The organism is Pseudoalteromonas sp. bablab_jr010, assembly GCF_016464105.1.
Taxonomy (GTDB): domain Bacteria; phylum Pseudomonadota; class Gammaproteobacteria; order Enterobacterales; family Alteromonadaceae; genus Pseudoalteromonas; species Pseudoalteromonas simplex.
The window spans coordinates 1-22,963 of the sequence record NZ_JACDWV010000051.1 but is presented as its reverse complement, the minus strand read 5'-3'; the positions used below and the strand labels follow the sequence as shown (position 1 = coordinate 22,963).

Annotated in this window: 19 protein-coding genes and 1 tRNA gene; 8 read left to right on the top strand and 12 right to left on the bottom strand. The window is 41.8% G+C overall.

Annotated elements, in window-relative coordinates; genetic code table 11:
• The first annotated feature begins 9 nt into the window (after positions 1-9).
• Positions 10-774: a YdcF family protein gene (locus tag JIG37_RS02800; RefSeq protein ID WP_194441619.1), complete on the top strand. Its 765-nt coding sequence runs from the start codon at positions 10-12 to the stop codon at positions 772-774.
• Positions 775-779: 5 nt separating this feature from the next.
• Here JIG37_RS02800 and JIG37_RS02795 read toward each other — a convergent pair whose 3' ends face one another.
• Positions 780-1,532 (bottom strand): Nif3-like dinuclear metal center hexameric protein, encoded by a 753-nt coding sequence (locus JIG37_RS02795; RefSeq protein WP_138619339.1) that lies wholly within the window; start codon positions 1,530-1,532, stop codon positions 780-782.
• Between the two features lie 150 nt (positions 1,533-1,682).
• Here JIG37_RS02795 and JIG37_RS02790 point away from each other — a divergent pair, with 150 nt between their 5' ends.
• Positions 1,683-2,060, top strand: coding sequence for a hypothetical protein (locus tag JIG37_RS02790; RefSeq protein ID WP_054561783.1), 378 nt, complete (start codon positions 1,683-1,685; stop codon positions 2,058-2,060).
• Between the two features lie 30 nt (positions 2,061-2,090).
• Here the strand turns inward: JIG37_RS02790 and JIG37_RS02785 are convergent, their stop codons facing one another.
• Entirely contained in the window at positions 2,091-2,567 is a 477-nt protein-coding gene (locus JIG37_RS02785; RefSeq protein ID WP_166339447.1) for an HPP family protein, read from the bottom strand.
• Between the two features lie 100 nt (positions 2,568-2,667).
• Between JIG37_RS02785 and JIG37_RS02780 the strand changes: the two genes are divergently transcribed.
• Positions 2,668-3,210, top strand: a complete 543-nt coding sequence (locus tag JIG37_RS02780; protein ID WP_194441620.1) for a TetR/AcrR family transcriptional regulator — start codon at positions 2,668-2,670, stop codon at positions 3,208-3,210.
• 54 nt (positions 3,211-3,264) lie between these two features.
• Here the strand turns inward: JIG37_RS02780 and JIG37_RS02775 are convergent, their stop codons facing one another.
• The 6 genes from JIG37_RS02775 to JIG37_RS02750 all read right to left on the bottom strand — a co-directional run bounded on the left by JIG37_RS02775 (position 3,265) and on the right by JIG37_RS02750 (position 14,268).
• Complete coding sequence (locus JIG37_RS02775; RefSeq protein ID WP_054551609.1) at positions 3,265-6,450, bottom strand: amidohydrolase family protein; 3,186 nt, start codon at positions 6,448-6,450, stop codon at positions 3,265-3,267.
• A 106-nt stretch (positions 6,451-6,556) separates the two neighbouring features.
• Positions 6,557-7,381: a M90 family metallopeptidase gene (locus JIG37_RS02770; RefSeq protein WP_194441621.1), complete on the bottom strand. Its 825-nt coding sequence runs from the start codon at positions 7,379-7,381 to the stop codon at positions 6,557-6,559.
• 91 nt (positions 7,382-7,472) lie between these two features.
• A complete protein-coding gene (locus JIG37_RS02765; protein ID WP_194441622.1) occupies positions 7,473-10,379 on the bottom strand; it encodes a ligand-binding sensor domain-containing diguanylate cyclase in 2,907 nt (968 codons plus the stop codon).
• Positions 10,380-10,509: 130 nt separating this feature from the next.
• Entirely contained in the window at positions 10,510-11,145 is a 636-nt protein-coding gene (locus JIG37_RS02760; protein ID WP_171041567.1) for a CatA-like O-acetyltransferase, read from the bottom strand.
• A gap of 154 nt (positions 11,146-11,299) precedes the next feature.
• Entirely contained in the window at positions 11,300-12,340 is a 1,041-nt protein-coding gene (locus tag JIG37_RS02755) for a Glu/Leu/Phe/Val dehydrogenase (protein WP_054551613.1), read from the bottom strand.
• Between the two features lie 401 nt (positions 12,341-12,741).
• Entirely contained in the window at positions 12,742-14,268 is a 1,527-nt protein-coding gene (locus JIG37_RS02750; protein WP_054551614.1) for a fumarate hydratase, read from the bottom strand.
• A gap of 181 nt (positions 14,269-14,449) precedes the next feature.
• On the opposite strand from JIG37_RS02750, the gene pabB reads away from it, so the two are divergent.
• From pabB to JIG37_RS02735, 3 genes are all read left to right on the top strand, one after another.
• Positions 14,450-15,793 (top strand): aminodeoxychorismate synthase component I, encoded by a 1,344-nt coding sequence (gene pabB / locus JIG37_RS02745; RefSeq protein ID WP_199528660.1) that lies wholly within the window; start codon positions 14,450-14,452, stop codon positions 15,791-15,793.
• Positions 15,794-15,810: 17 nt separating this feature from the next.
• Positions 15,811-16,389, top strand: coding sequence for a CoA pyrophosphatase (locus JIG37_RS02740; RefSeq protein ID WP_166339455.1), 579 nt, complete (start codon positions 15,811-15,813; stop codon positions 16,387-16,389).
• A 101-nt stretch (positions 16,390-16,490) separates the two neighbouring features.
• Positions 16,491-17,867, top strand: coding sequence for an L-serine ammonia-lyase (locus tag JIG37_RS02735; protein WP_054551617.1), 1,377 nt, complete (start codon positions 16,491-16,493; stop codon positions 17,865-17,867).
• A gap of 43 nt (positions 17,868-17,910) precedes the next feature.
• On the opposite strand, the gene cysB is transcribed toward JIG37_RS02735, so the two are convergent.
• A complete protein-coding gene (cysB, locus tag JIG37_RS02730; RefSeq protein WP_054551618.1) occupies positions 17,911-18,888 on the bottom strand; it encodes an HTH-type transcriptional regulator CysB in 978 nt (325 codons plus the stop codon).
• Positions 18,889-19,185: 297 nt separating this feature from the next.
• Between cysB and JIG37_RS02725 the strand changes: the two genes are divergently transcribed.
• Positions 19,186-19,944, top strand: a complete 759-nt coding sequence (locus JIG37_RS02725) for a hypothetical protein (RefSeq protein WP_054551619.1) — start codon at positions 19,186-19,188, stop codon at positions 19,942-19,944.
• A gap of 26 nt (positions 19,945-19,970) precedes the next feature.
• Here JIG37_RS02725 and JIG37_RS02720 read toward each other — a convergent pair whose 3' ends face one another.
• Positions 19,971-21,263: an NCS2 family permease gene (locus tag JIG37_RS02720; protein ID WP_054551620.1), complete on the bottom strand. Its 1,293-nt coding sequence runs from the start codon at positions 21,261-21,263 to the stop codon at positions 19,971-19,973.
• 121 nt (positions 21,264-21,384) lie between these two features.
• Between JIG37_RS02720 and JIG37_RS02715 the strand changes: the two genes are divergently transcribed.
• Positions 21,385-21,849, top strand: coding sequence for a sel1 repeat family protein (locus tag JIG37_RS02715; RefSeq protein WP_138602565.1), 465 nt, complete (start codon positions 21,385-21,387; stop codon positions 21,847-21,849).
• 23 nt (positions 21,850-21,872) lie between these two features.
• Here the strand turns inward: JIG37_RS02715 and JIG37_RS02710 are convergent, their stop codons facing one another.
• A complete protein-coding gene (locus tag JIG37_RS02710) occupies positions 21,873-22,595 on the bottom strand; it encodes a helix-turn-helix transcriptional regulator (RefSeq protein WP_138602563.1) in 723 nt (240 codons plus the stop codon).
• A 265-nt stretch (positions 22,596-22,860) separates the two neighbouring features.
• Positions 22,861-22,937 (bottom strand) — tRNA-Asp (locus tag JIG37_RS02705).
• Positions 22,938-22,963: the final 26 nt, after the last annotated feature.

Sequence of the window (22,963 nt, the reverse complement as noted above, 5' to 3'; positions counted from 1 at the left end):
TGTTAATACATGTTTGAAATTAAAAAGATCATTGGCTCTTTATTAATGCCCCTGCCGTTGCTCGGGCTGCTTACTTTAGTGATGGTATTTTTAGCCATTGCACATAAACGCAAAGCACTCTATTTTGGCTTTGTTAGCATTTTAACTTTAATGCTGATAAGCACGCCATTTGTTGGTCAGTCACTGATAGCTGCAAGCAATAACCCTGCATGGCAATTTAACCAAGCAAAACACCCTAAACTCGATAATATTGTGGTACTTGGCTGCTCTATAATGCCCAACTCGCGCCTTCAAGCAAACCACCAGCTAGGCGATTGTGCGCTTGCTCGATTACTTGAAGGTGTTAAGCTTGCCTATCACTACCCAAATGCCACCCTCTATGTATCAGGAGGCGGTTTTGCTAATACCACCAATAGTCAGCTCATGTTTGAAACAGCAAAAGCGTTGGGTATTTCTGCGACGAGAGTTAAACAAAACCCTCTCGCTATGGATACCGCAGAAGAAGCGAAACGACTTGCCATTTATTTAGTCGATAAAAAAACAGCGCTTGTCACCTCAGCGAGCCACATGCCACGTGCGAAAGACTTATTTAATGCACAAGGCATTGATGTGATACCAGCGGCAACCGACTTTCAAGATTTTAGTCAGTATCCAACGTATAAGCAGTTTATACCTAACATTGCAGTACTTGTTGCAGTGACCAGAGTCGCGCATGAGAAAATTGGCAGTGCTTGGGTGAGTGTGCGCCGCTGGATTGATCCAGAAGCGCTGTAGAACAATCAGACTGGATTGTCGATATCGATAAACGTCACATCAAAACCATGCTGCTCAGCTAAAAGCTCGCCTAAGGCTTTAATGCCATAACGCTCAGTAGCATGGTGACCAGCTGCAAAAAAGTCGATACCTTGCTCGCGTGAACTATGAATCGTTTGCTCAGAAGCCTCACCTGTAAGATAAGCATCAATCCCTTGGGCAGCTGCTAAATCAATATACCCTTGTCCGCCACCTGTGCACCAAGCGATGGTTTCAATTTTCTCTTTTCTTACCAAACTAGCTAATGGTGCACGGTTAAGTACTTGGGTTATTTTAGCGGTAAACTCTTCACCACTTAAAGGTGTTTTTAAACGCCCTTTCACCGGCACACTATTTGGACCAGATTCAAGCCCACCTGTGAACTCAATATCAAGTAACTTAGCCAGTTGCGCGTTATTACCAATTTCAGGGTGTATATCTAGCGGTAAGTGATAGCCATATAAGTTAATATCATTATTTAAAAGCGCTGCAATACGGCGCTTTTTCATGCCCGTGATTGGCTGAGATTCCCCTTTCCAGAAATAGCCGTGATGTACCAAAATAGTATCTGCATTTTCTGCAATAGCGGCATCAATCAATGCTTGACTAGCTGTGACACCCGTCACTATCTTTTTTACTTCGCTCGCACCTTCAACTTGTAAGCCATTTGGGCAAAAGTCAGCGATAGAATCAGGTTTAAGAATGTCGTTTAATAATTGAGTAAATTGTTTGCGTTGCATATAAAAATCGTCCTTCAACCCTCTATTTTGTGCAAATTTTGGCGTTTATGAGTGAAAAATGGAAGGAAAATCGCAAAAAATTGAAAAGTAAGCTGAAAATAGGTATAAATATATATTCTTAATCTGTGTTTACAACGTATAGGGTCTCTGATGAGCAAACTAGACAAAACAGAAGTGTTAAATGCCTTCGAAGCAGCATACGAAGCAGCGAATGGTAAGAAACCTGAAATCACAACAAAACCTGGTTGGTATAGCATCGACGGTGGCAAAAATATGCGCCTTGCTGATGTTGCAGCACTGACTGAAGAGCTCACTTCTGGTAAAACAGCTGAGCCTAAAGCAGAAGAAGCACCTAAAGCACCAGCGAAAAAAACCAAAACTAAAACCGCTGCACCGGCTAAAACAGCTAAGAAAGCATCGTTCACTGTTGTTACAGCAAACGATGACGGTTACAAAGCTGAAGAGCTTTGGATTGTTAACCTAGCTGAAAAAGACCACGATTGTCGTTTACCGCGTGGTGTTGTGTAATCAAATTACACTTAGCAATTTTAAAAACCGCTACTCGTTAGCGGTTTTTTTATGGCTGATCATTTGGCTAGTTATAATCCATTGACTAAATTGGCCAAACAACACAATAAATACGGTTCCAATCAATACAGGCATCACTAAAAAATCCCAGCTTTGCATAGATTGCATTATCAAAATTGGGTTTGCGCCTGCAGCAGGATGTACTGTGTCCGTCAACATCATTAGGCTAATTGCCAACCCTGTGGCTATAGCAATTTCAACAGGCCCTACTCCGACATAATTTACAAATACGACACCGATTAGTGCAGTTAAAAAGTGCCCACCGATAACATTCTTCGCTTTCGCAAGCGGACTATGTGGCACACCAAATACCAACACCGCAGTTGCTCCAAATGGGGCCATCAACCACACACCAAAACTTCCTAATTGCTGTAAATAGGCCAACACAAAAATTGCCATACAAGCAAATATACCCGCAATGGCCGCCTTGCTTACTTTATTCTCCATAAAACCTCCAATAGGTAGACCGACTTGTCTACCTGGCAAATAGTAGACAAGTCGGTCTACTTCTGTCAAGCTGTCATTAGTCACCCAATGAGGCCATGTTATGGATAAACGAACACATATTATTTTGACCGCCCTGTCACTTTTTTATCAAAAAGGCATTCATAGTGTGGGGATAAACGAAATTATTAGTGCGGCGGGTGTCGCCAAAAAAACCATGTACCACCATTTCACAAGTAAAGATGAATTGTTACTCGCGTGCCTTAGTGAGCGCCATACCCGATTTTTAAATTGGTTAACGCAAGCCACCAGCAAGCTAACCACTGTTGAAGAGTTTAAAGTCGCTTTGATCAGCTGCCATGAAGCTTGGTTTAACTCTGAAGTGACTGAGTTAGGTGATTTTAATGGCTGTTTATTTATTAACACTGCCGCTGAGTTTGCTGATCCTGCAAGCCCGATAAATCAAGCCTGCAAAGAGCATAAAATGGCAGTACAGCAGTTAATTAAACAGCGTCTATCAGCGTGTGAAAACATGGAAAGCTCGCAGCTCGACTCACACAGCCACTATTTAATGACGCTGGTAGAGGGCATGATCTGCCAAGCAAAACTAGTAGGAATTAAACAGTTTCCTTATTTAAAGCAATAAATAAACAATAAAAAAGCGGCACAATGGCCGCTTTCAGTTTAGATTTTTGCTATGTTAGATTTTTTCAAAATATAGCTTTTCGCGTTTTTTCTCACCCACTTCGTTCATGGTTGCAGCATCAAATAAACGACCATTGATCATAGTGTAATCGATTTTATCTGTATCACGAATGTTAGTTAGCGGGTTACCGTCAATAACAATTAAATCGGCAAGTTTACCCGGCTCAAGAGAACCGATGTTGGTATCAAGGCCAATGTATTTTGCAGGATCTAAGGTTGCTGCACGAATTGCTTCAAGTGGTGTCATACCACCTTGCGCAAACATCCAAATTTCCCAATGTGCCGCTAAACCTTCACGTTGACCGTGAGCACCAAGGTTTACTAAAACACCTAAGTCTTGCAGCTCTTTAGCAACACGGGCATTGTTAAAGTGGTTATAGTGATGATCGGGCGCCTTAACACGACGCATTGAGCGAGGCAAAAGCTGATTCTTTGGTACAAATTTACTTAAGCGTGGGTGATTCCACACATCTGTCTTGTCGTACCAATAATTTTCACCCCAAATACCACCGTAAGCTACACCCAGTGTCGGCGTATAACCCACATCGCTTTGAGACCAAAGCTGGCGAATATCATCGTAAATATTGGCAACAGGAATTGAGTGTTCAATACCCGTATGACCATCAACTACCATAGTTAAGTTATGCTGCAGTAATGAACCGCCTTCTGGCACAACCATCATTTCAAGTTCACGACCTGCTTCAATAACTTGTTGGCGCTGTTCACGACGAGGTTGGTTATATGATTTAACACTAAACGCACCTACTTTCTTTAAACGCTCAAGATGGAATTTAGCATCTTCTAACGAGTCAATATGCGATGTATAACCTGGCATATTCGCACCATATAAGATGGTACCTGTAGAGAAAATACGAGGGCCGACAATCATGCCTGCTTTTTGCATTTCGCTTGCAGCAAAAATCTCAGTGGTATCGTTTGATGGATCATGAATCGTTGTCACGCCTAACGCTAAGCCCGCTAAGTTCTTCCAGTTTTGCTGTGGAATGATCTCATCGCTGCCTTGCGAGCCATGCGCATGCGCATCAACAATACCCGGCATAATCGTCTTGCCAGTTACATCTATTACTTCTGCGCCTTTAGGAATAGCAACGCTGTCTTTACTGCCAACCGCTTTAATATGCTTACCATCAGTAACAATAACGCCGTTTTCAATGACCTGCTCACCGTTCATGGTGATAATACGCGCACCAGTTAACGCAAAGATTGATTTAGGCTCCGCCATGGTTTTTGTAAAACCGATGTTGTCACCGCTTTTAACTTTAAAGTCAGTCTCTGCATTTTGGTTAATATCAAATAAACCCGCTAGGCTTGCATGATATAACTCTGGGCCTAAGCTCCAATAAAGTTTATCGCTTGTGCCACTCCAACTGATGTTTTCACCCGCGCGAACAGAAAGCTGCTCAATTGGGAATTGACTATCTTTAGGGCCAATATTAATGGTTTTGCCACGCTCAACAAATGGCGTAACAAATACTTTAAAACGCTCTGCAAACGCTAAGTATTGGCCATCTGGTGATACTCTAAACTCTGTAGCATGTTCTGATTCGTAAAGTTTACGAACTTGCTTTGATTCAAGCTCAACAACACTTAATGTTGGTTTCGGCCAAGGGCTCATCACATAAATACGGTCATTCGCTGCACCAAATTGCGGCTGATAGCCTGATTTAGTGATTAGCGTCGCTTTACCGCCTTTAGCACTTACTGAGTAAATACCTGGCTCTAATGACCATGTTGGGTTAAGGATACTGCCGCCAGATGCTTTACGGTAAACAACCGTTTTGCCATCTGGGCTGAAAGTTGGCTCTACATATTTACCCGGCTCTTTAGTAATGGTATCGCCACGGCCACTGCGCGCAGATACTACACGTACTGAGCCCTGTTCGTTATCATCCCATGTGGTGTAAACAATCTTCTTACCATCACGAGAGAACTGCGGGAATAATTCAAAGTGGTCGTCTTGCTTAGTCAGGCGCTTTACTTTGCCAGACTCTAAATCACGTTTATAAATATGGCCTAGCGCTTCAAATATAGCCGTTTCACCATCCGGTGAAATTTGTACATTACGCAGCATTTTCACATCAAAATTATCGCTATCGATGTTTTGTGTAAAACGCACGGCTTTTTGAATTTGCTTATTGGTCTCCACTTTAAACGGAATAGTCGAGACAGACTTATCATCCACATCTAGCTTATGAATTGACCCACCCGCCCAAAAGACCAGTTGTTCGTTATCTGGTGTCCAAGCAATTGTTGGGTATACGCCATGAATTGCCCATGTCTCTTGCATATCACGCTCAAGCTCGCCATACAGCTTAGTATGCTCACCGGTGTGAAGATCATATAAGTACAAGCTTGTTTGGAAATCATCGCGCTTAATATACGCAAGCTTTTTACCATCTGGTGAAGGTGTTGGTCGAATAGCCCCACCCATGCCATCAATAATTGTTTCAATCTCGCCAGTTTCACGGTCATAGCGTTTAATTTTATAAATACCCGCTACAGAATCTTTAGAGTAATGGAATGTTTTACCCGGCGTTGCATCATGCGAGAAATAAACATAACGACCATCCGGTGAGAACATCGGCTCGCCTAAGTCTTTTTGGTCGTTCTCACGTGCGGTTAGCTGCACACCTTTACCACCCGCTTTGTGGTAAAGCCATACTTCACCAGCCCCTAGAGAGCGGCTTGCAGTAAAGTGCTTACGCGCAACTAAGTAGTCACCATCTGGGCTCCAAGCTGGGCTGTTTAACAAACGAAATGTTTCGTTCGTTACGGCTTTTTGGTTTTCACCATTTAAATCCATAACCCAAATGTTATCGCCACCACCTTGGTCTGAAGTAAACGCAATGTGCTTACCATCAGGGCTAAAGCGAGGTTGCATTTGCCATGCAATATCACTGGTTAATTGCGTTGCTGTGCCACCTGACATTGGCATGGTATAAATATCGCCGAGTAGGTCAAACACCACTGTTTTACCATCAGGGCTAATATCTACGTTCATCCACGTGCCCTGCTCAACACTAATTTTAGCGTCTAGGAATTGGCCTTTAGGTGCGTCCACCTGCCATTTGTCGTCATTTGATTGCTCAGCTGCCGCCACTTGCCCAGTTAGAGCAAGTGAAATAGATACAGCGAGCGCTGTATGAAGCATTTTCTTCATTGAAATCTCACTTTTTATTGTTTTGCTTATATGCACACTTTTAAGATTGCACCAAATAGCATAGCAAGATTCCAGTGATTCGTGTTAAACAGACGTAAATAGTCGACTAATGCCACGCAATCGGATCAAACTGATAAAAGCCAACCAGTAAATGATAAATTTCTGGGTCAAATTGCCTGAGTTCAGCGGGTTTTTCTAAGAAAGTTTCGGTAATAACTGCAAAAAACTCTGCCTCGTTGGTCGCGCCATAACTATGGATAACATGAGGCATGCCATAAGCTAAATGGGTTTTCAGTTGATTAAAGGCTCGGCTAAATACTTTTGCCCACTTTTGATAATCTTCATTACTCGCAAGCAGTGGTGTACCCGTGGTTTTGCCGGTTTCTTGGTCGAGCTGATGGGCAAATTCATGAAACACTAAATTATGGCCATCGCTTGGTAAACGGTTCCCCTCAAGGACATCATGCCAACTCAATACCAGTGTTCCGCCTGGCCATGATTCACCTTGACGCACCGTATTGTGATAACTAACAAGTCCGGCATTATCGCGGGAAGTTTGCGGGGCATAATACGCGCTTGGATATAACAGGATCTCTTTTACATTACGATACAGTGGCCATGGTTTATTAAGCACTAAAACACAGGCATCGGCTGCCACAATCAGCTTCATTGCATCATTAAGCTTAAGGCCATCACAACCGATAAAGCGTTTTTCATTTAAAAACCAAACGATATGACGCTCCAGCTTTTCACGATCGGCATCCGTCATCTTTCGGTAGATGGGCATATATTTTAACAGCAGATCTTTTTGCTGAACATTGAGGGAGTTATTTAGGTATTTTTTCTGCCAAAAGTGATTACGGATATCGTCCCAGCGCCAGTAACACACAACAAAAATTATTAAAAAAAGTATCAAAACCAGGTTAAGCATTACTATCGCCTAAAAAACAATCTTGATACTTTAATGTGTGCAAACAAAAAAAAGATCAATTGTTTACACACATTTTTATTTTTAAAGCTGATTAATCGAGCGTAATACAGCCTTGATTATAAATAAAAATTTGGTTCCGGCCGTTATTCTTCGCATTGTATAAAGCGTTGTCGGCGTGTGATAGCAAGCGGTCGTAGTCTGCAACTTGCGCGTTATCTGCCACACCAAAACTTACCGTTACAGAAAGGCTATCTGCTAATTCTGAGAAATCGTAACCCGCTATCTCTAAACGGATAATTTCACATAATCTTGCGGCCTCTTCAGCGTTTTTGTATGGAAACAACAGGGTAAATTCTTCACCGCCCCAACGCGCCGCATAACCTTCATCAGGGAAGTTCATGCGCAGTAAACGAGCAATTTCACAAATCACTTTATCACCAATTAAGTGCGAGAAATTGTCATTAATGAGTTTGAAGTGATCAATATCCATAATCGCAATACTAAGCGTTTTATTATCACGTTGGAACTGACTAAAGTTTTCAGACAGCCATATATCAAAGGCACGTCTATTCGGTAATTGCGTTAATTGGTCATGATTCGCTAAATGAGCAAAGGCATCGGCTTGCGTTTGCAAATCATGCATTTGCTGTTCAACTTTTTCAGTTAACTCAATTTCAATGCGCTTGTAATGATATAAGCGGTATTTATAAATGGCATAAGCAGCAAAAAGCACTGCAACTAAGATAAATAATTTAAAGCTGGTTTTCTGCCAAAAATAAGGGGCTATTTTAAACCGCAGTACTTGTTCATTATCTTGCCAATCACTATTTGGATACCCAGCGCGCACTTTAAAGGTATAGTTACCCGGTGGTAAATTAGTGTATTCGGTAATGGCCAAGCGCCCCCTGTCTACCCATTGTTGATTGTAACCACTTAATTGCGTTTGGTAGTTTAAACGCCCGGGCATGATAAAACTAAGCCCAGCGTAATTAAACGAAACACGAGAAACACCAGCAGGTAAGCTCAACACCTCACTTCCAACGGGTAAAGTAATGGGTTTGCCATCGACTTCGAAGCTTTCAATAACCGTCGATAGTCGGCGTTTACTGGCTTCTTTTAAACGCTCTGGTGTCGCAATAGCAACGCCTTTTGCTGTGGCAACCCATACTTGTCCATCTGAATGAAGTACAGCAGCAGGGTTTGAACCACCATTAGCTTGCGCGCTAAGCATGCCATCGCCTTCATCATAAAGCTGCATCGAAACACTCATTGGCTGAACTTTTTCAGGATTATCTAGCAGTGCTACTAGCTGAGCTTTATTGACTTGAATAACACCGCGATTACTGGTCAGCCACAGTGAGTCACCTTGTTCAATGACTTGGAACAGCTTATCGACAGGTAAACCTTGATCTCGACCAAATAAGCTCATTTTATCTGTACTGAGATTGTAACGAACGAGACCTCTATCGGTTGCAAGCCACATTTTATCGCCATCTAAGTAAAAGCCGAATGCATACTCAGTGCTGAACTGCGTTGGAAACTCAAGTGTTTTAAACTGCTCTGTAACTGGGTCAAAAATAGACACACCGACGCCCGTGCCAACCCATAATCTACCATGGTCATCCTCATTAAGTGCCATTATGAAATCACCGGCTAGGCCATCCTCCGTGGTAAACGAATGAATTTGCCCTGCAGGGTCTATCTTGGTTAAGCCTGCAGCGGTACCAACCCATAGATTATCAAAAGCATCAAACAACACAGCGCGAACTTCGTTACTGATCAGGCCATTACTGCGGTTTTTTACTGGGTAAATTTGCCCATTAACCACTTTCATTAAACCGGCAGTATAAGTGCCTAGCCAGACTCCGCCCTGCTTATCTTCAGTTAAACTTAAAACGGATAGTGGGTCTTTTTCATAGGCTTGGGTAAGGGTTGTGAGCTTGCCATTTTCAATACGATTTAAGCCATTACTACTGCCCACCCATAAGCTGCCATCAGAATGCGATAACACGGTACGCACATAATCAGATGCAAGCCCACGACTTTGGCTCCAATTCGTAAATGGTGCTTCGCGCAGGCGGAATAACCCGGCATTCGTGCCAACCCAAATACTTTTTTCCCGATCGAGCAATAAGGATAAAATACGGTTGTTGGGTAAGCCATCATCTGCCGCTAAGTTTTCAAGGCCTAAACTGCTAAGTCTAAATACCCCTTTATTGATGGTGCCAAACCACAAATCGCCTTGTGCATCTTCGAGTAAACTAGCAATTGATTCGTTGTTAAGGACGGGATTAATAGCAACAAACTTATTATTTTTCTTTTGCCATGCCCCTTTTTCAGTGCCGACAATTAAAGTGCCTGACTCCGTTAGTAACAAGGTAAACACAGAAGCATTTGGAAGCCCTGAGTCTTCATTGATCTTACTAACTTGCTTATTCTCTATTTGATAAAGACCATCACTGGTCGCAGCCCAAATCACGCCTGTTTTGTCTTGTAAAAGGCGGTAGGCACTTAACTTATCAAGCAGTTTTTGCTCAGTGGCAGTTTCAGAAGCGCGGTATACAATACCTTGCCCTTCAAGTGCCAACCAAAGCTCACCTTGTTCAGTAACAAGTGCATGATTAACCATGGCTGATGAGCTTGGTAATGCGCGCCACCCTCCTTGTGAGCGAAGCGCAATGCCACCACGGGCACCCACGATATATAAATCGCCATTTTCCATTGCAATAAGGCTACGTAGGCCAGAATCAGGTAAGCCAGGTATTTCTGTTCGAGTAAAGAGTTTAAACTCGCGACCATTAAAACGGGCAAGCCCTTCCCAAGTTGCTATCCAAATGTAACCATCTTTGGTTTGCGCTACACCATTGATACTATTGTGAGGAAGGCCGGCGCGAGTACTCCAAGTCTCTGTAAAATAGTCACTTAAAGAGAGGCGTGCAGATTCTGCAACCGCGCTGAAACATAAAAAAAGGAAAATACAACTAACTACCCGCACCATTAAACTAAAACCCTGATATTTATTATCGTTCTATTCAGTGATGTAGTTATGCGAAGTAAAGTCATCCCTAACTTCAGATAATACTACATTAGTTGCAATTTTTACTTACTTCGATAACATTTAGCAAGAATCAATTACAAAAATTCGTAATTTTTTCTTGCAGTATTTTCACAAATCTTGCTACATGCAGGCCATCCATCAAAGCATGATGCACATCGATTGAAAGCGGCATCTTGCCAGTTTGTACGTCATATTGGCCAAACACAAACTTGGGTATACCTAGACCATGCCCTTCACTCACCGCATGCGAGAAGCCGGTAAAATTAAGCCATGGTAGCACTGAGATATGAATAAGATCAGGCTGCCCTTCTGTTGCAGCAAATGCATCAGAGAAAAATGGTTTTGCTTTACTTGTTTTACCCACAGCAATCGCGTGTTTTGAAAAATCTTCCATCGACGCTTGTTTTTCAAAATAACTAAAACGAAAAGTTTCATCTTCTGCAAGCTCTACCACACTGCCTCTTACAGATGACAGTTGTACGGGCAACAAATCAATAATACGTTGACGCATTGGTGCATAGTCATGACATGCTTCAAGTGTTAGGTAAACATAGCTGTGAAAGAACGAATACGGTTCTGCTTTGCACTTGTTATATAGAGCCGCCATATCGAGTGAAACACATACATTAAAATATGGCAGAGAAAATTCTTTGAAAAAAGCGAAATGCTGCTTACGAGGCCAAGTATCAAGATTGATTGGGGTTATTTCACAAGGCTGAGTTTTCATTAGGCGTCCTCGAGATTTAAAAACCGAGTGTACCGAGATAGTTAGCCTTCGTCATTTTGTTGCGATAAATAACAGAGACAAAAAAGGTGCGACTTGCGCACCTTTTTACCTGTAAATTTATCGATTTACTAAATTATAAGCCGTTTTCGATGATTTCTAATGCGAGTTCATCGGCAATTAAATGCGTCGACTTTTGCTCTTTTTCAGAGCGAGCAAAGATTTCTGTTAGCGTATCAAAAATGCCTTCAACGTGCTTCGTTGATGCTTCTGCACTATAACCTGCTGGTGCAGTTTCGTAATAAACGTTGATGATACCACCTGCGTTAATTACGTAATCTGGTGCGTATAAAATACCTTTTTCGCGGATGATCTCACCGTGACGAGACTCTGCTAATTGGTTATTCGCACAACCTGCAATAATTGTTGCTTTTAAACGCGGGATAGTCGTGTCATTCACCGTTGCGCCAAGTGCACATGGTGCATACACATCAACATCTAAGTCGTAGATTTCATCAATACCCACAGCCGTTGCATTGAAGTCATTTACAACACGCTCAACAGCTTGTTCGTTGATATCTGTTACAAATAATGTTGCGCCCGCTTCATGTAGGTGTTTACAAAGGCCATATGCTACTGCACCTAAGCCTTGCACGGCTACTTTGATACCAGCAAGATCTTGATGACCTCGTTGATGTTGTAACGCCGCTTTAATACCTAAGAATGTACCATATGCTGTGAACGGTGAAGGGTTACCACTTTTACCTTCAAGGCCTAATACATAGTTAGTTTCTTTATTCATGATAGCCACATCATCACAAGTGATGTTTACATCTTCAGCTGAATAGTAGCTACCACTTAAACGCTCTAACTGACGACCAAATGCACGGAAAAGTTGCTCTGATTTAATTTCTTTAGCATTACCGATGATCACTGACTTACCGCCACCAAATGGTAAACGTGCCACAGCATTTTTGTAGGTCATACCTTTTGATAAGCGAAGTGCATCAGTAACAGCATCTTCATCAGTTGTGTAGTCCCACATTCTGCAACCACCAACCGCTGGACCTAACTTGGTATTGTGAACCGCGATAATAGCTTTTAGGCCTGATTCTTTATCTGAACAAAACACCACTTGCTCGTGGTTATCAAAGTCGACTTTATTAAATACAGCCACAGTTAAATACTCCGAAATTTTCTTACCCTAAAGGGTGTGAGCGCTGAAAGTGCCGAGACTTTATCACTTCGTATGCTCCCTTACCACTAAATGAGATGATAAAACTAAGCAAAGTTCTCAGGCCGAAATAACAACTCAAAAACTAACACTTTATGGAAAAAATATACCAGTCAACGTACGAATTAAGCATTGTTAATTCAAAACAAAATATTAACATCGCCAACTTTATTACGTGAACGTAAAGGTAAAGTATAGCGTAAAGAAAAAATGACAAAAAAATTATGCTGATAAAGCCAAGTAAAATCAGCTTTTAAAGAGATGTTAGAGAAATAGCTGAGACTGGTCAGAGCTGAAAAAAAACGGCGCAGGTGCGCCGTTTTATGAAAAGAGTTTCAAGATGGTTATTTTAATTTGCCATCAAGTTCTTCGATTTTTGCTTTCCAAATAGCAGGGCCTTGCGTATGCGCATTGGCACCTTCACTATCAACAGCAACGGTTACTGGCATATCTTCTACTTCAAACTCGTAGATTGCTTCCATACCTAAATCTTCGAACGCAACAACACGTGCTTTCTTGATTGCTTTAGATACAAGGTAAGCTGCACCACCTACTGCCATTAAGTAGATAGATTTATTGTTTTTGATTGATTCTACTGTAGCAGGACCACGCTCTGCTTTACCAATCATACCGATGATGCCCGTTTTTTCTAACATCATATCAGTGAATTTATCCATACGAGTCGCAGTTGTAGGGCCAGCAGGACCTACCGCTTCATCACCCACAGCATCTACAGGGCCAACGTAGTAGATAAACTTGTTATCAAAATCAACGCCTTCAGGTAAACCTTCACCTGATTGGATCATATCTTGTAAACGTTTATGCGCTGCATCACGACCCGTTAAAATAGTACCAGACAGAAGAACCGTTTCACCCATCTTCCACTCTTGTGTGTCTTCTTTAGTCAGTGTGTTTAAATCAACACGACGTGTACCTTCACCTACTTCAAATGTAACTTCTGGCCAATCTTCTAGTTTAGGCGCTTTAAGATCAGCTGGGCCTGAACCATCTAACGTGAAGTGTACGTGACGCGTTGCTGCACAGTTCGGGATCATTACCACTGGTTTTGATGCTGCGTGAGTCGGTGCCGTTTTAACTTTCACATCAACTACGGTTGTTAAACCACCAAGACCTTGAGCACCAATACCTAACTTATTAGCACGTTCGAAGATATCGATACGCATTTTTTCTTCAGTTGTTTCAGCGCCGCGCTCAATTAGCTCGTGAATATCAACCGGATCCATTAATGATTCTTTAGCAAGTACCGCAGCTTTTTCTGCAGTACCGCCAATACCTATACCTAGCATGCCAGGTGGACACCAGCCCGCCCCCATGGTTGGTAATGTTTTCTCAACCCATGCAGCCACATCATCAGATGGGTTAAGCATAACCATTTTCGTTTTATTTTCTGAACCGCCGCCCTTCGCTGCCACCATTACTTCTACTTCAGCGCCTGGCACTAAGTCAATATGAACAACTGATGGTGTGTTGTCTTTAGTGTTTTTACGCGTACCAGCTGGGTCTGCAACAATTGATGCACGTAATGGGTTATCTGGGTTTAAGTATGCGCGACGTGTACCTTCATCAACCATTTGCTGTACAGTCATGTCTGTTTTATCCCACTTAACATCCATACCTACTTTTACGAAACAAGTAATGATACCTGTATCTTGGCACAGTGGACGTTTACCTTCAGCAGACATACGAGAGTTAATTAAAATTTGCGCAATGGCATCTTTTGCCGCTTTGCTTTGCTCTTTGTTGTAAGCTTTTTCTAAGGCTTGTACGAAATCGAGAGGGTGATAAAAAGAAATGTATTGCAATGCATCTTCAATGCTATCAATGAAGTCTTGCTGACGAATTGTACTCATTACGGGTTCCTTAAGTTTTTATCGCGTAGCGCTGTACGTGATCCTGAGTAAACCGGTGACGAAGATTTACTCTACGGGTTAGTCATGGCATCACTATAAAGGAAATCATAACGCTGCCAATCAAATTTAACTTATGATACCCTCCTCGCCCGTTTCGGGCTAGTTATTCAGGGCAATGTAGATGATAAACGATGAAAATTTGTGCATAAAATTAGATTTAAGTGGTGATTGCATCGCGCTATTTAGTCATTTTGCTCATTTGCCCCATGCCGTGTTGCTCGATTCAGCCAATAGCGAACATGTGAATAGCCGCTTCGATATCATCGCTATTGCCCCTTTAAAGCAATTAGAAGTGCGTGAAAATACCTGCTTTGTCGACGGCAAAGCACAATCAAGTGATTGTTTTAGCTTGATGAAAGAAGGCCTTCAGGAATTTAATCACACAGCAAACTCTAATAACCTGCCTTTTACAGGTGGTTGGCTTGGCTATTTTGGTTATGATTTAGGTCGCGTGATTGAAAGCATGCCAACTACTGCCGAAAACGACATTAACATGCCGCAAATGGCTATTGGCCTTTATCCAGATGCCCTTATTTATGATAAGCAACAGCAAAGCTGGTTTTACGTCTGTCAGCCAAATCATAATCGCTTAGCGCTATACCAGCAGCACCTAAACGAAACACCAGCAAGTGCAGAGTTCGCGCTACAAAGCGACTGGCAATCAAACATGAGTAAAGCCAGCTACAGCGAAAAGTTCGAGAAAATTCAAGCTTATTTAAAAAGTGGTGACTGCTATCAGATCAACCTTGCACAGCGTTTTAAAGCTGAGTTTTCTGGTTCAACATGGCAAGCCTATAAACAACTTCGAGAAGCGAATAAAGCACCGTTTTCAAGCTATATAAATCACCCTGATGGCGCTATTTTATCTATCTCCCCTGAGCGTTTTATTGCTATTAATCAGGGCCAAATAGAAACCAAGCCAATTAAAGGAACCCTCCCTCGTTTGGCTGACTCTGAACAAGACCAAGCGCAAGCAACCCGTTTACAACAATCTGAAAAAGACCGCGCAGAAAATGTCATGATTGTTGATCTGCTACGCAACGATTTAGGCAAAGTGGCTCGCCCAGGTAGCGTCACCGTTCCCTCGTTATTTGCCATTGAAAGCTTTCCGGCTGTGCATCATTTAGTAAGTACTGTGCGCGCAGAATTAGCGGATGGCAAAGGTGCCGTTGACCAAATTCATGCCGCTTTCCCGGGTGGTTCAATTACCGGAGCGCCGAAGATTCGCGCTATGGAAATTATAGAAGAGCTCGAGCCGCATCGTCGTAGTGTGTACTGCGGCTCAATTGGCTACTTGAGTGCTTGTGGCAAGATGGATACCAGTATCACAATCCGTACTTTAGTGTGTCACAAAGGTGCAATCTATTGCTGGGCTGGCGGTGGCATTGTGGCTGATTCAAAGGTCGACTTGGAGTACCAAGAAACTTACGATAAAGTAAATAAAATACTGCCTTTATTAAAGTAAAAGTTGAAGTAACCACCTTGAATAGCCAGCAAATAATTGCCCGTTTTAGTTTAAGTCAAACCACAGAGCGCCCAGCTAGCATTCGCTTTAATGCCGAAAAGCGTGCCAGTGCCGTAATGTTACCTCTGCTTGATGTTAACGACGAAGCGCATTTGTTATTGTGCAAGCGACCTAGTTATTTACTTCATCACCCGGGGGAGATTTGCTTACCGGGTGGAAAGTATGAAGAACAAGATGACACTCTGCTGCACACCGCCCTTCGAGAGCTCAATGAAGAGCTTAATATTGCGACACACCAAGTGACTGTCCACGGTAAATTACATCAATACGCGACTCTAACCGGTTTCACTATTGAACCTTTTGTGTGTGTCCTTAGTGAGGGCACAACATGGCAAGCAGATCCCAACGAAGTTGCTGCCAGTTTTTTACTACCCTTATCTTATTTAAGTAATCAACAAAATTGGCAACCCCTCCCCTTTGAGCGAAATGGTAAAACCATTACTTTGCAAGGCTTGATGACCCCCCATGGTCTGCTTTGGGGAGCAACAGCAAGCATTATTAATAACTTTATCAAGCAGCTCGCCCTACCAGTTTAATTATCCTGCTTTTAGGGTTACACAGACACGTTTAAACGTTATCATGTGGCACCGTTCAAAGGCAGGTAGTATGCCGTTAATAGAAAAATGAGTAGCAAATTATGATCAGTGCATTCGATATGTTTAGTATTGGTATTGGCCCATCGTCATCTCACACAGTTGGCCCGATGCGCGCTTCGCGTTTATTTGTAAACGAACTAGAAGAAAAAAACTTACTTGCAAACGTCACCGATATTAAAGTTGAGCTATTTGGCTCACTCGGTCAAACAGGTATTGGCCATGGCTCTGGTAAAGCTGTGATCTTAGGCCTTGCCGGTTATGATCCAGAAACCATTGATGCTGATTTAGTCGACGATATCCTCGCAAAAATCGAAAAAGAGCAGGTTATTTATTTAAACCAAAGCCATAAAGCCAATTTCCCTAAGCAAGGTGCGATTGTATTTCATCGTCGTAAAACTCTACCAAAACACTCAAATGCAATGGAAATCATTGCTAGCCAAAATGGCGAAAAGTTATTCAGCAAAGTGTATTACTCAATCGGTGGCGGCTTTATCGTCAGTGATGAAGAGTTTGAGAACGAAAAACAAAAAGCACTCGAAATTCGCGAAGAAAACCCAGCGCCTTATCCGTTTAACACAGCTAAAGAGTTATTAGAGCTATGCCGTGAATCAGGGTTTAGTGTATCAACACTTATGATGCATAACGAAAAAACCCTGCGCAGCGAAAAAGACATCAAGGATGAGCTGTTTAATATTTGGCAAGTAATGAAAGCCTGTATTGAGCGTGGTATGCGTACAGAAGGGATTTTACCAGGCGGATTAAAAGTAAAGCGCCGTGCCCCTAGTTTACACCTTAAATTAAATATTGAAGTAAACAACGACCCATTACGTGCGATGGACTGGGTTGATTTATTTGCCCTTGCTGTAAACGAAGAGAACGCTGCCGGCGGCCGTGTTGTTACCGCACCAACCAATGGTGCTGCAGGTATTTTGCCAGCAGTATTAATGTATTATCACACTTTCATTAAAGAAGTAGACCGTGATATTGCTACTCGTTACTTATTAACGGCGGCAGCAATTGGTATTTTATATAAAAAGAATGCGTCAATTTCGGGTGCTGAAGTTGGTTGTCAAGGTGAAGTGGGCGTTGCTTGCTCAATGGCAGCGGGTGCACTAACTGAAATCATGGGTGGTAATGTTGTACAGGTTGAAAACGCCGCTGAAATCGGCATGGAGCACAACCTAGGTCTAACTTGTGACCCTGTTGGCGGTCTTGTACAAGTACCGTGTATTGAACGTAATGCAATGGGCTCAATTAAAGCAATTAATGCGTCACGCCTTGCAATGCGTGGTTCTGGAGAGCAAAAAGTAACCCTTGATAAGGTCATTAAAACCATGCTCGATACAGGTAATGATATGAAAACGAAATACAAAGAAACCGCTCGCGGTGGCTTAGCAGTTAATATCATCGAGTGTTAATTTAAGCAAAATAAAAAGCCGCTTTAAAGCGGCTTTCTTATCTCTATTTTACTGGTAACTCAATGTTTTCGAAGAGTTTATCAACATCTTCTTGGTTACGTAATAAACTTGCTCGTTCAACCAGCTCTTTCGTTAAGTGCGGGGCAAAACGCTCAATAAAATCATACATGTAGCTGCGTAAAAAGCTGCCTTTTCGAAAACCAATTTTAGTGGTGCTCGCTTCAAATAAGTGACTTGCATCAATACAGACTAAATCAGTATCTGTTATTTGATCAATCGCCATAGACGCCACAACACCCACACCTAGCCCTAAACGAACATAAGTTTTAATGACATCAGCGTCCGTTGCAGTAAAAACAATATGCGGCTCAAGGCCATGAGCATTGAAGGCTTTATCTAATTCAGAACGACCAGTAAAACCAAACACATAAGTTATCAGTGGGTATTTAGCCACATCGGCAACCGTTAAGTTATCAGCCTTTTGCGCAAGTGGGTGTGTTTTTGCCACAACAATACTGCGATTCCAGTGATAGCACGGCAACATAACTAAATCAGAGTATAAATGTAGTGCCTCAGTCGCAATGGCAAAGTCAGCATCACCGCGTGCTGCCGCATCAGAAATTTGCTGTGGCGTTCCTTGATGCATATGCAGAGAAACTGCCGGGTACTTTTTCATAAAGCCTTGAATAACATTCGGTAATGCGTAACGAGCCTGAGTATGAGTAGTCGCAATGTTAAGTTTACCTTGATCAGGCAAAGTATGCTCATTAGCAACCGCTTTAATACCTTCAACTTTCGACAATATCTCTCGCGAAATATTAATTATTTCGTTACCGGCACTGGTTACATGGGTAAGGTGTTTGCCACTACGGCCAAAGATCTGTACGCCCAGTTCGTCTTCAAGCATACGAACTTGTTTCGAGATCCCCGGTTGCGAGGTAAATAAACTTTCGGCTGTCGCTGAGACATTCAGTTTATGATTTTGGACTTCGACTATATATCTGAGTTGTTGTAGTTTCATGGCTGCATTGTAAACGTTGTTATTGTTTATTTATAAAGGCTGCAAAGCGCAATGCCAAGCGATATTTCATCGCGCTATACATTTATATCGATTGTTTCTAAGGCTAACACATTAAATTAATGCTCGGTAGCCGTGTTTACTCGCAAAATATTCAATAAAGATGTTAGTTTAGCGCTATACTCATTATAAAGTAGTAAACTTAATAAGTTTATTCGAGATAACTACCGCAAAACTGTTCAGATCTAATCTTTTTAAGGTAATATAAAAAAATTAGATAGTTAAAACTGAGATTTAGTAATGATTGTTTCTATCATCATCATGCTCATTGTTGCATTAATTGTGATCGCATTATGGGTCAGTGCTGTGCAACAACACAAAGAAAAACAAGAAGCAGAGCGCCGCAAAGAGTTAACTAAGCAAAAGAAAATCATTGAAGAAGCAGAAGACGTGCTGCTTAACAGTGCCAATATTCCCATGTCTGAGAATATTCTACGTATTATTCAGCGCCGTATATATGATGCTCTTGCAAGTATGGTACAACTCTCTCCAAGTTCTAAGGAACTCAAAAGTCGCTTAAATGAAGCTAAACAGCGTTTAGGGGGTCCAATTGAGGCGAATAATAGCGACTCATTAGTGTTACCAGACAACGATAAGCAGCTTATTTCTTTAATTCAAGGAATAAAAAAACTAAGGGCAGTGCTACGCTCTGAACATAGTAAAGGTAAAATCGAGAGTCAAATATTTGTTGCCGAAGATAAACGCCTTGAAAAACTACAACTTCGAATCAACGTAGAAAGCCAAATTAAGCGTGGGCTTTCAGCTCGCTCAGCAAATATGGTGGGCTCTGCCAGACAGTATTTCGAAAAAGCACTGGCAACGCTTAACTCAGTTAGCTATAGCGATGAATATGTAAACTCGAAAAGACAAGAAGTTGAAGGTTATTTAGAAACGATTAGCTCTGAGTTGAAAGCATCAAATGCGACGTCACTAAAGAAGAAAGCAGAACAAGAGCAGGACGATTTAGACGTGTTATTCGCACCAAAGAAAAAGTGGTAAACCACTTTTTCTTTGCTTTGTGAAAATTAAGATAAAAACGCAAACTTAACAATAAACAGCGCTGTTAATACCCACACACTAATACTGATTTCATCTTTTTTACCACATACCAACTTCACTGCAGTATAAGAAATAAAACCAAGCGCAATACCGTGAGCAATCGAGAAAGTTAACGGCGTCATTAATAATACTACGCTCACTGGAATGGCATCTGTCATATCATCCCAATTTACCAGCTTTAAGTTTTGCATCATTAACACAGCTACATATAAAATTGCACCTGCCGTTGCATAAGCTGGGATCATGCCAGCAAGTGGCGCAAAGAACATCATTAACAAGAAACAAATGCCTACAACAACAGCAGTTAGACCTGTACGGCCGCCCACAGACACACCTGCTACTGATTCAATGTAAGACGTTGTTGTTGACGTACCAAGCATTGAGCCTGCAATGGTAGCTGTGCTGTCAGCGCTTAATGCACGACCTAAACGAGGCATTTTACCTTGTTCATCAGCAATACCTGCTTTTTGCGTTACAGCAACTAAAGTGCCTGAAGTATCAAACAAATCAACAAATAAGAACGCAAATACCACTGTTAGCATTGAGATTTCGAATGCTGCTGCAAAATCCAATTGCATAAAGGTTGGTGCAATTGAAGGCGGCATTGAAATAATTCCTTGATACTCCACAAGGTCTAAACCAAGCGCAATTGCGGTTACTAATAAAATACTGATAAGTACGCCGCTTTTCATATCGCGGTATAACAGTGCTGCAATAACAAAAAAGCTAAAAATCGCAAGTAGTGGACCTGGGGCTGTGATATCGCCCAACTGCACTAAGGTTGCAGGGCTTGCTACGATAATACCGGCGTTTTTCAATGCAATAAGCGCTAAGAAAGCACCGATACCTGTGGCAATGGCACGCTTTAATACCAGTGGAATAGCGTCTATGATCCACTCTCTCACCTTAAATAGGCTTAAGAATAAAAAGATACAACCAGACATAAAAACTGCACCTAATGCAGCTTGCCAAGTGTAGCCCATGCCCAAAACAACACCATAAGTGAAGAAGGCGTTCAAGCCCATCCCCGGAGCCAGTGCTAATGGGTAGTTTGCCCATAAACCCATGATAAAACAGCCAATTGCAGCAGCAATACAGGTTGCTACGAATGCCGCACCTTGGTCCATTCCCGCTTCTGCTAGCATGGCAGGGTTAACAAATACAATGTAAACCATGGTAATGAATGTCGTGATGCCAGCAATAGTCTCGCGGCGCACAGAGGTGTTGTTTTCAGTGATTTTGAAAAGTCTTTCGAACATGTTGAACTTTAAGTTGAGATTAATTGGCTAATTTTATCATATTTTATCTCAATAAGAGGACATTTTACCTTGCAATGTTCTAAACTAATAAGGTCTTTTATTTCAAGAAAATAACTAAACTATGTCTGATAATTCGCCAGTAGGCTTAGATTTAGAGCAACAGCTTGATAATGTACTTGCCTTTATTACCCAACCCGATAAAGGGTCGGCGCAAAATAAAAGTACTCAATCTGTTGAAAACGTACTAAACAAAGCTTTGTATTATTTAAAAAATGAACAGCCTCCCCTTGCTGCCAAATGGATGCGCTTAGCAGCTATGGCAGGTAACCATAGGGCGCAATTTTATATGGGGCTGTTTTTCATCAAAGGGCAAGGTGTACCGCACAGTGTTTTTCATGGCGCGGTGTGGTTAAGTCTGGCAAGTAGCCAAGGTTATGAACCTGCAACGGCTGCACTTGATGATCTTAGAAAACACATCAGTACGCGTAGATTACATGATGCGCAAAGCTATGCAGCTACCCTATATGAACAAATCCACCAGCAGCAATTTGCACATTTAATTCCTCGTGATCCTGACGCCAGCTAACACGCGTCAGGTTCTACAACTCATTAATGCACTCTTGTCAGTTTACTCTCAAATGTTATGAGACCTGCACCAACTACAAGCAATAAGATACCTATAAACTCAAGCCACACATGGCCTTTATGGGGCTTGATAATAGGTGTTTTTGAAGTAAGGCTATATAAGCGCCTGCCTTGCTCGCCAGATTCTACAAACGAAATACCTTTATAGTCCGCTGAAATAATAAATTTAAAATCATGCCTGCTAATCATTTCTCGACGTTTAGCATCTATTTTCTCGCGGCTTTGTTCTACAAGTAGCGTTCGCCAATCATGAAAAATGCCATCTGGTTCATTATCTTTCACTACACCATATGATTTGTACTCATAGAACTTTGTATTGAATAGCTTTTCTTGATGCCCTAAATAAAACATGGCACAACCTAGCGCACTTAACAGTATCGCAATATAGATTAATGAGCGCTGTTTAATGAATTGCTTATTACTTTGTTGCTTATACCAAGCTTCAATGTCAGGCACATTAATCAATCTCGCTTTATCTACAGAATGTTTTAATGGCTCCATAAAGTCGCAAATTGTTAGATTGAGCGCCGTTAATATTGAACGAAATGTGTCGTTTGAAGGCACTGATTTATCGTTCTCAAGTTTTGAAAGGTAGCTTTGCTCTATTCCAACTTGCTCAGCAAATTCTGGTTGGCTTAGTTTTAGCTCACTGCGATAGTGTTTTAGTTGTGTTCCGAATGTACTCATAACGCATTTCCTTTTTGTTGTGGAGCCGCCATTCTTTGCTATTCATGCAGATATAAGAAGCTGAATAAATAGGAATAATGAAGAATATTAGCAAGATAGGAAGAAATTTACGAGATACGAGATACGAGATACGAGATACGAGATACGAGATACGAGATACGAGATACGAGATACGAGATACGAGATACGAGATACGTTGTCAGTATAAGTAAATAGTAAAGTGTAATGTAAAGACTTATTTAATCATTTGCTTGAGGAAAACAAATGGCGGAGTGGACGGGACTCGAACCCGCGACCCCCGGCGTGACAGGCCGGTATTCTAACCAACTGAACTACCACTCCGCAGTGGTATGTGCATGGGGTAATGC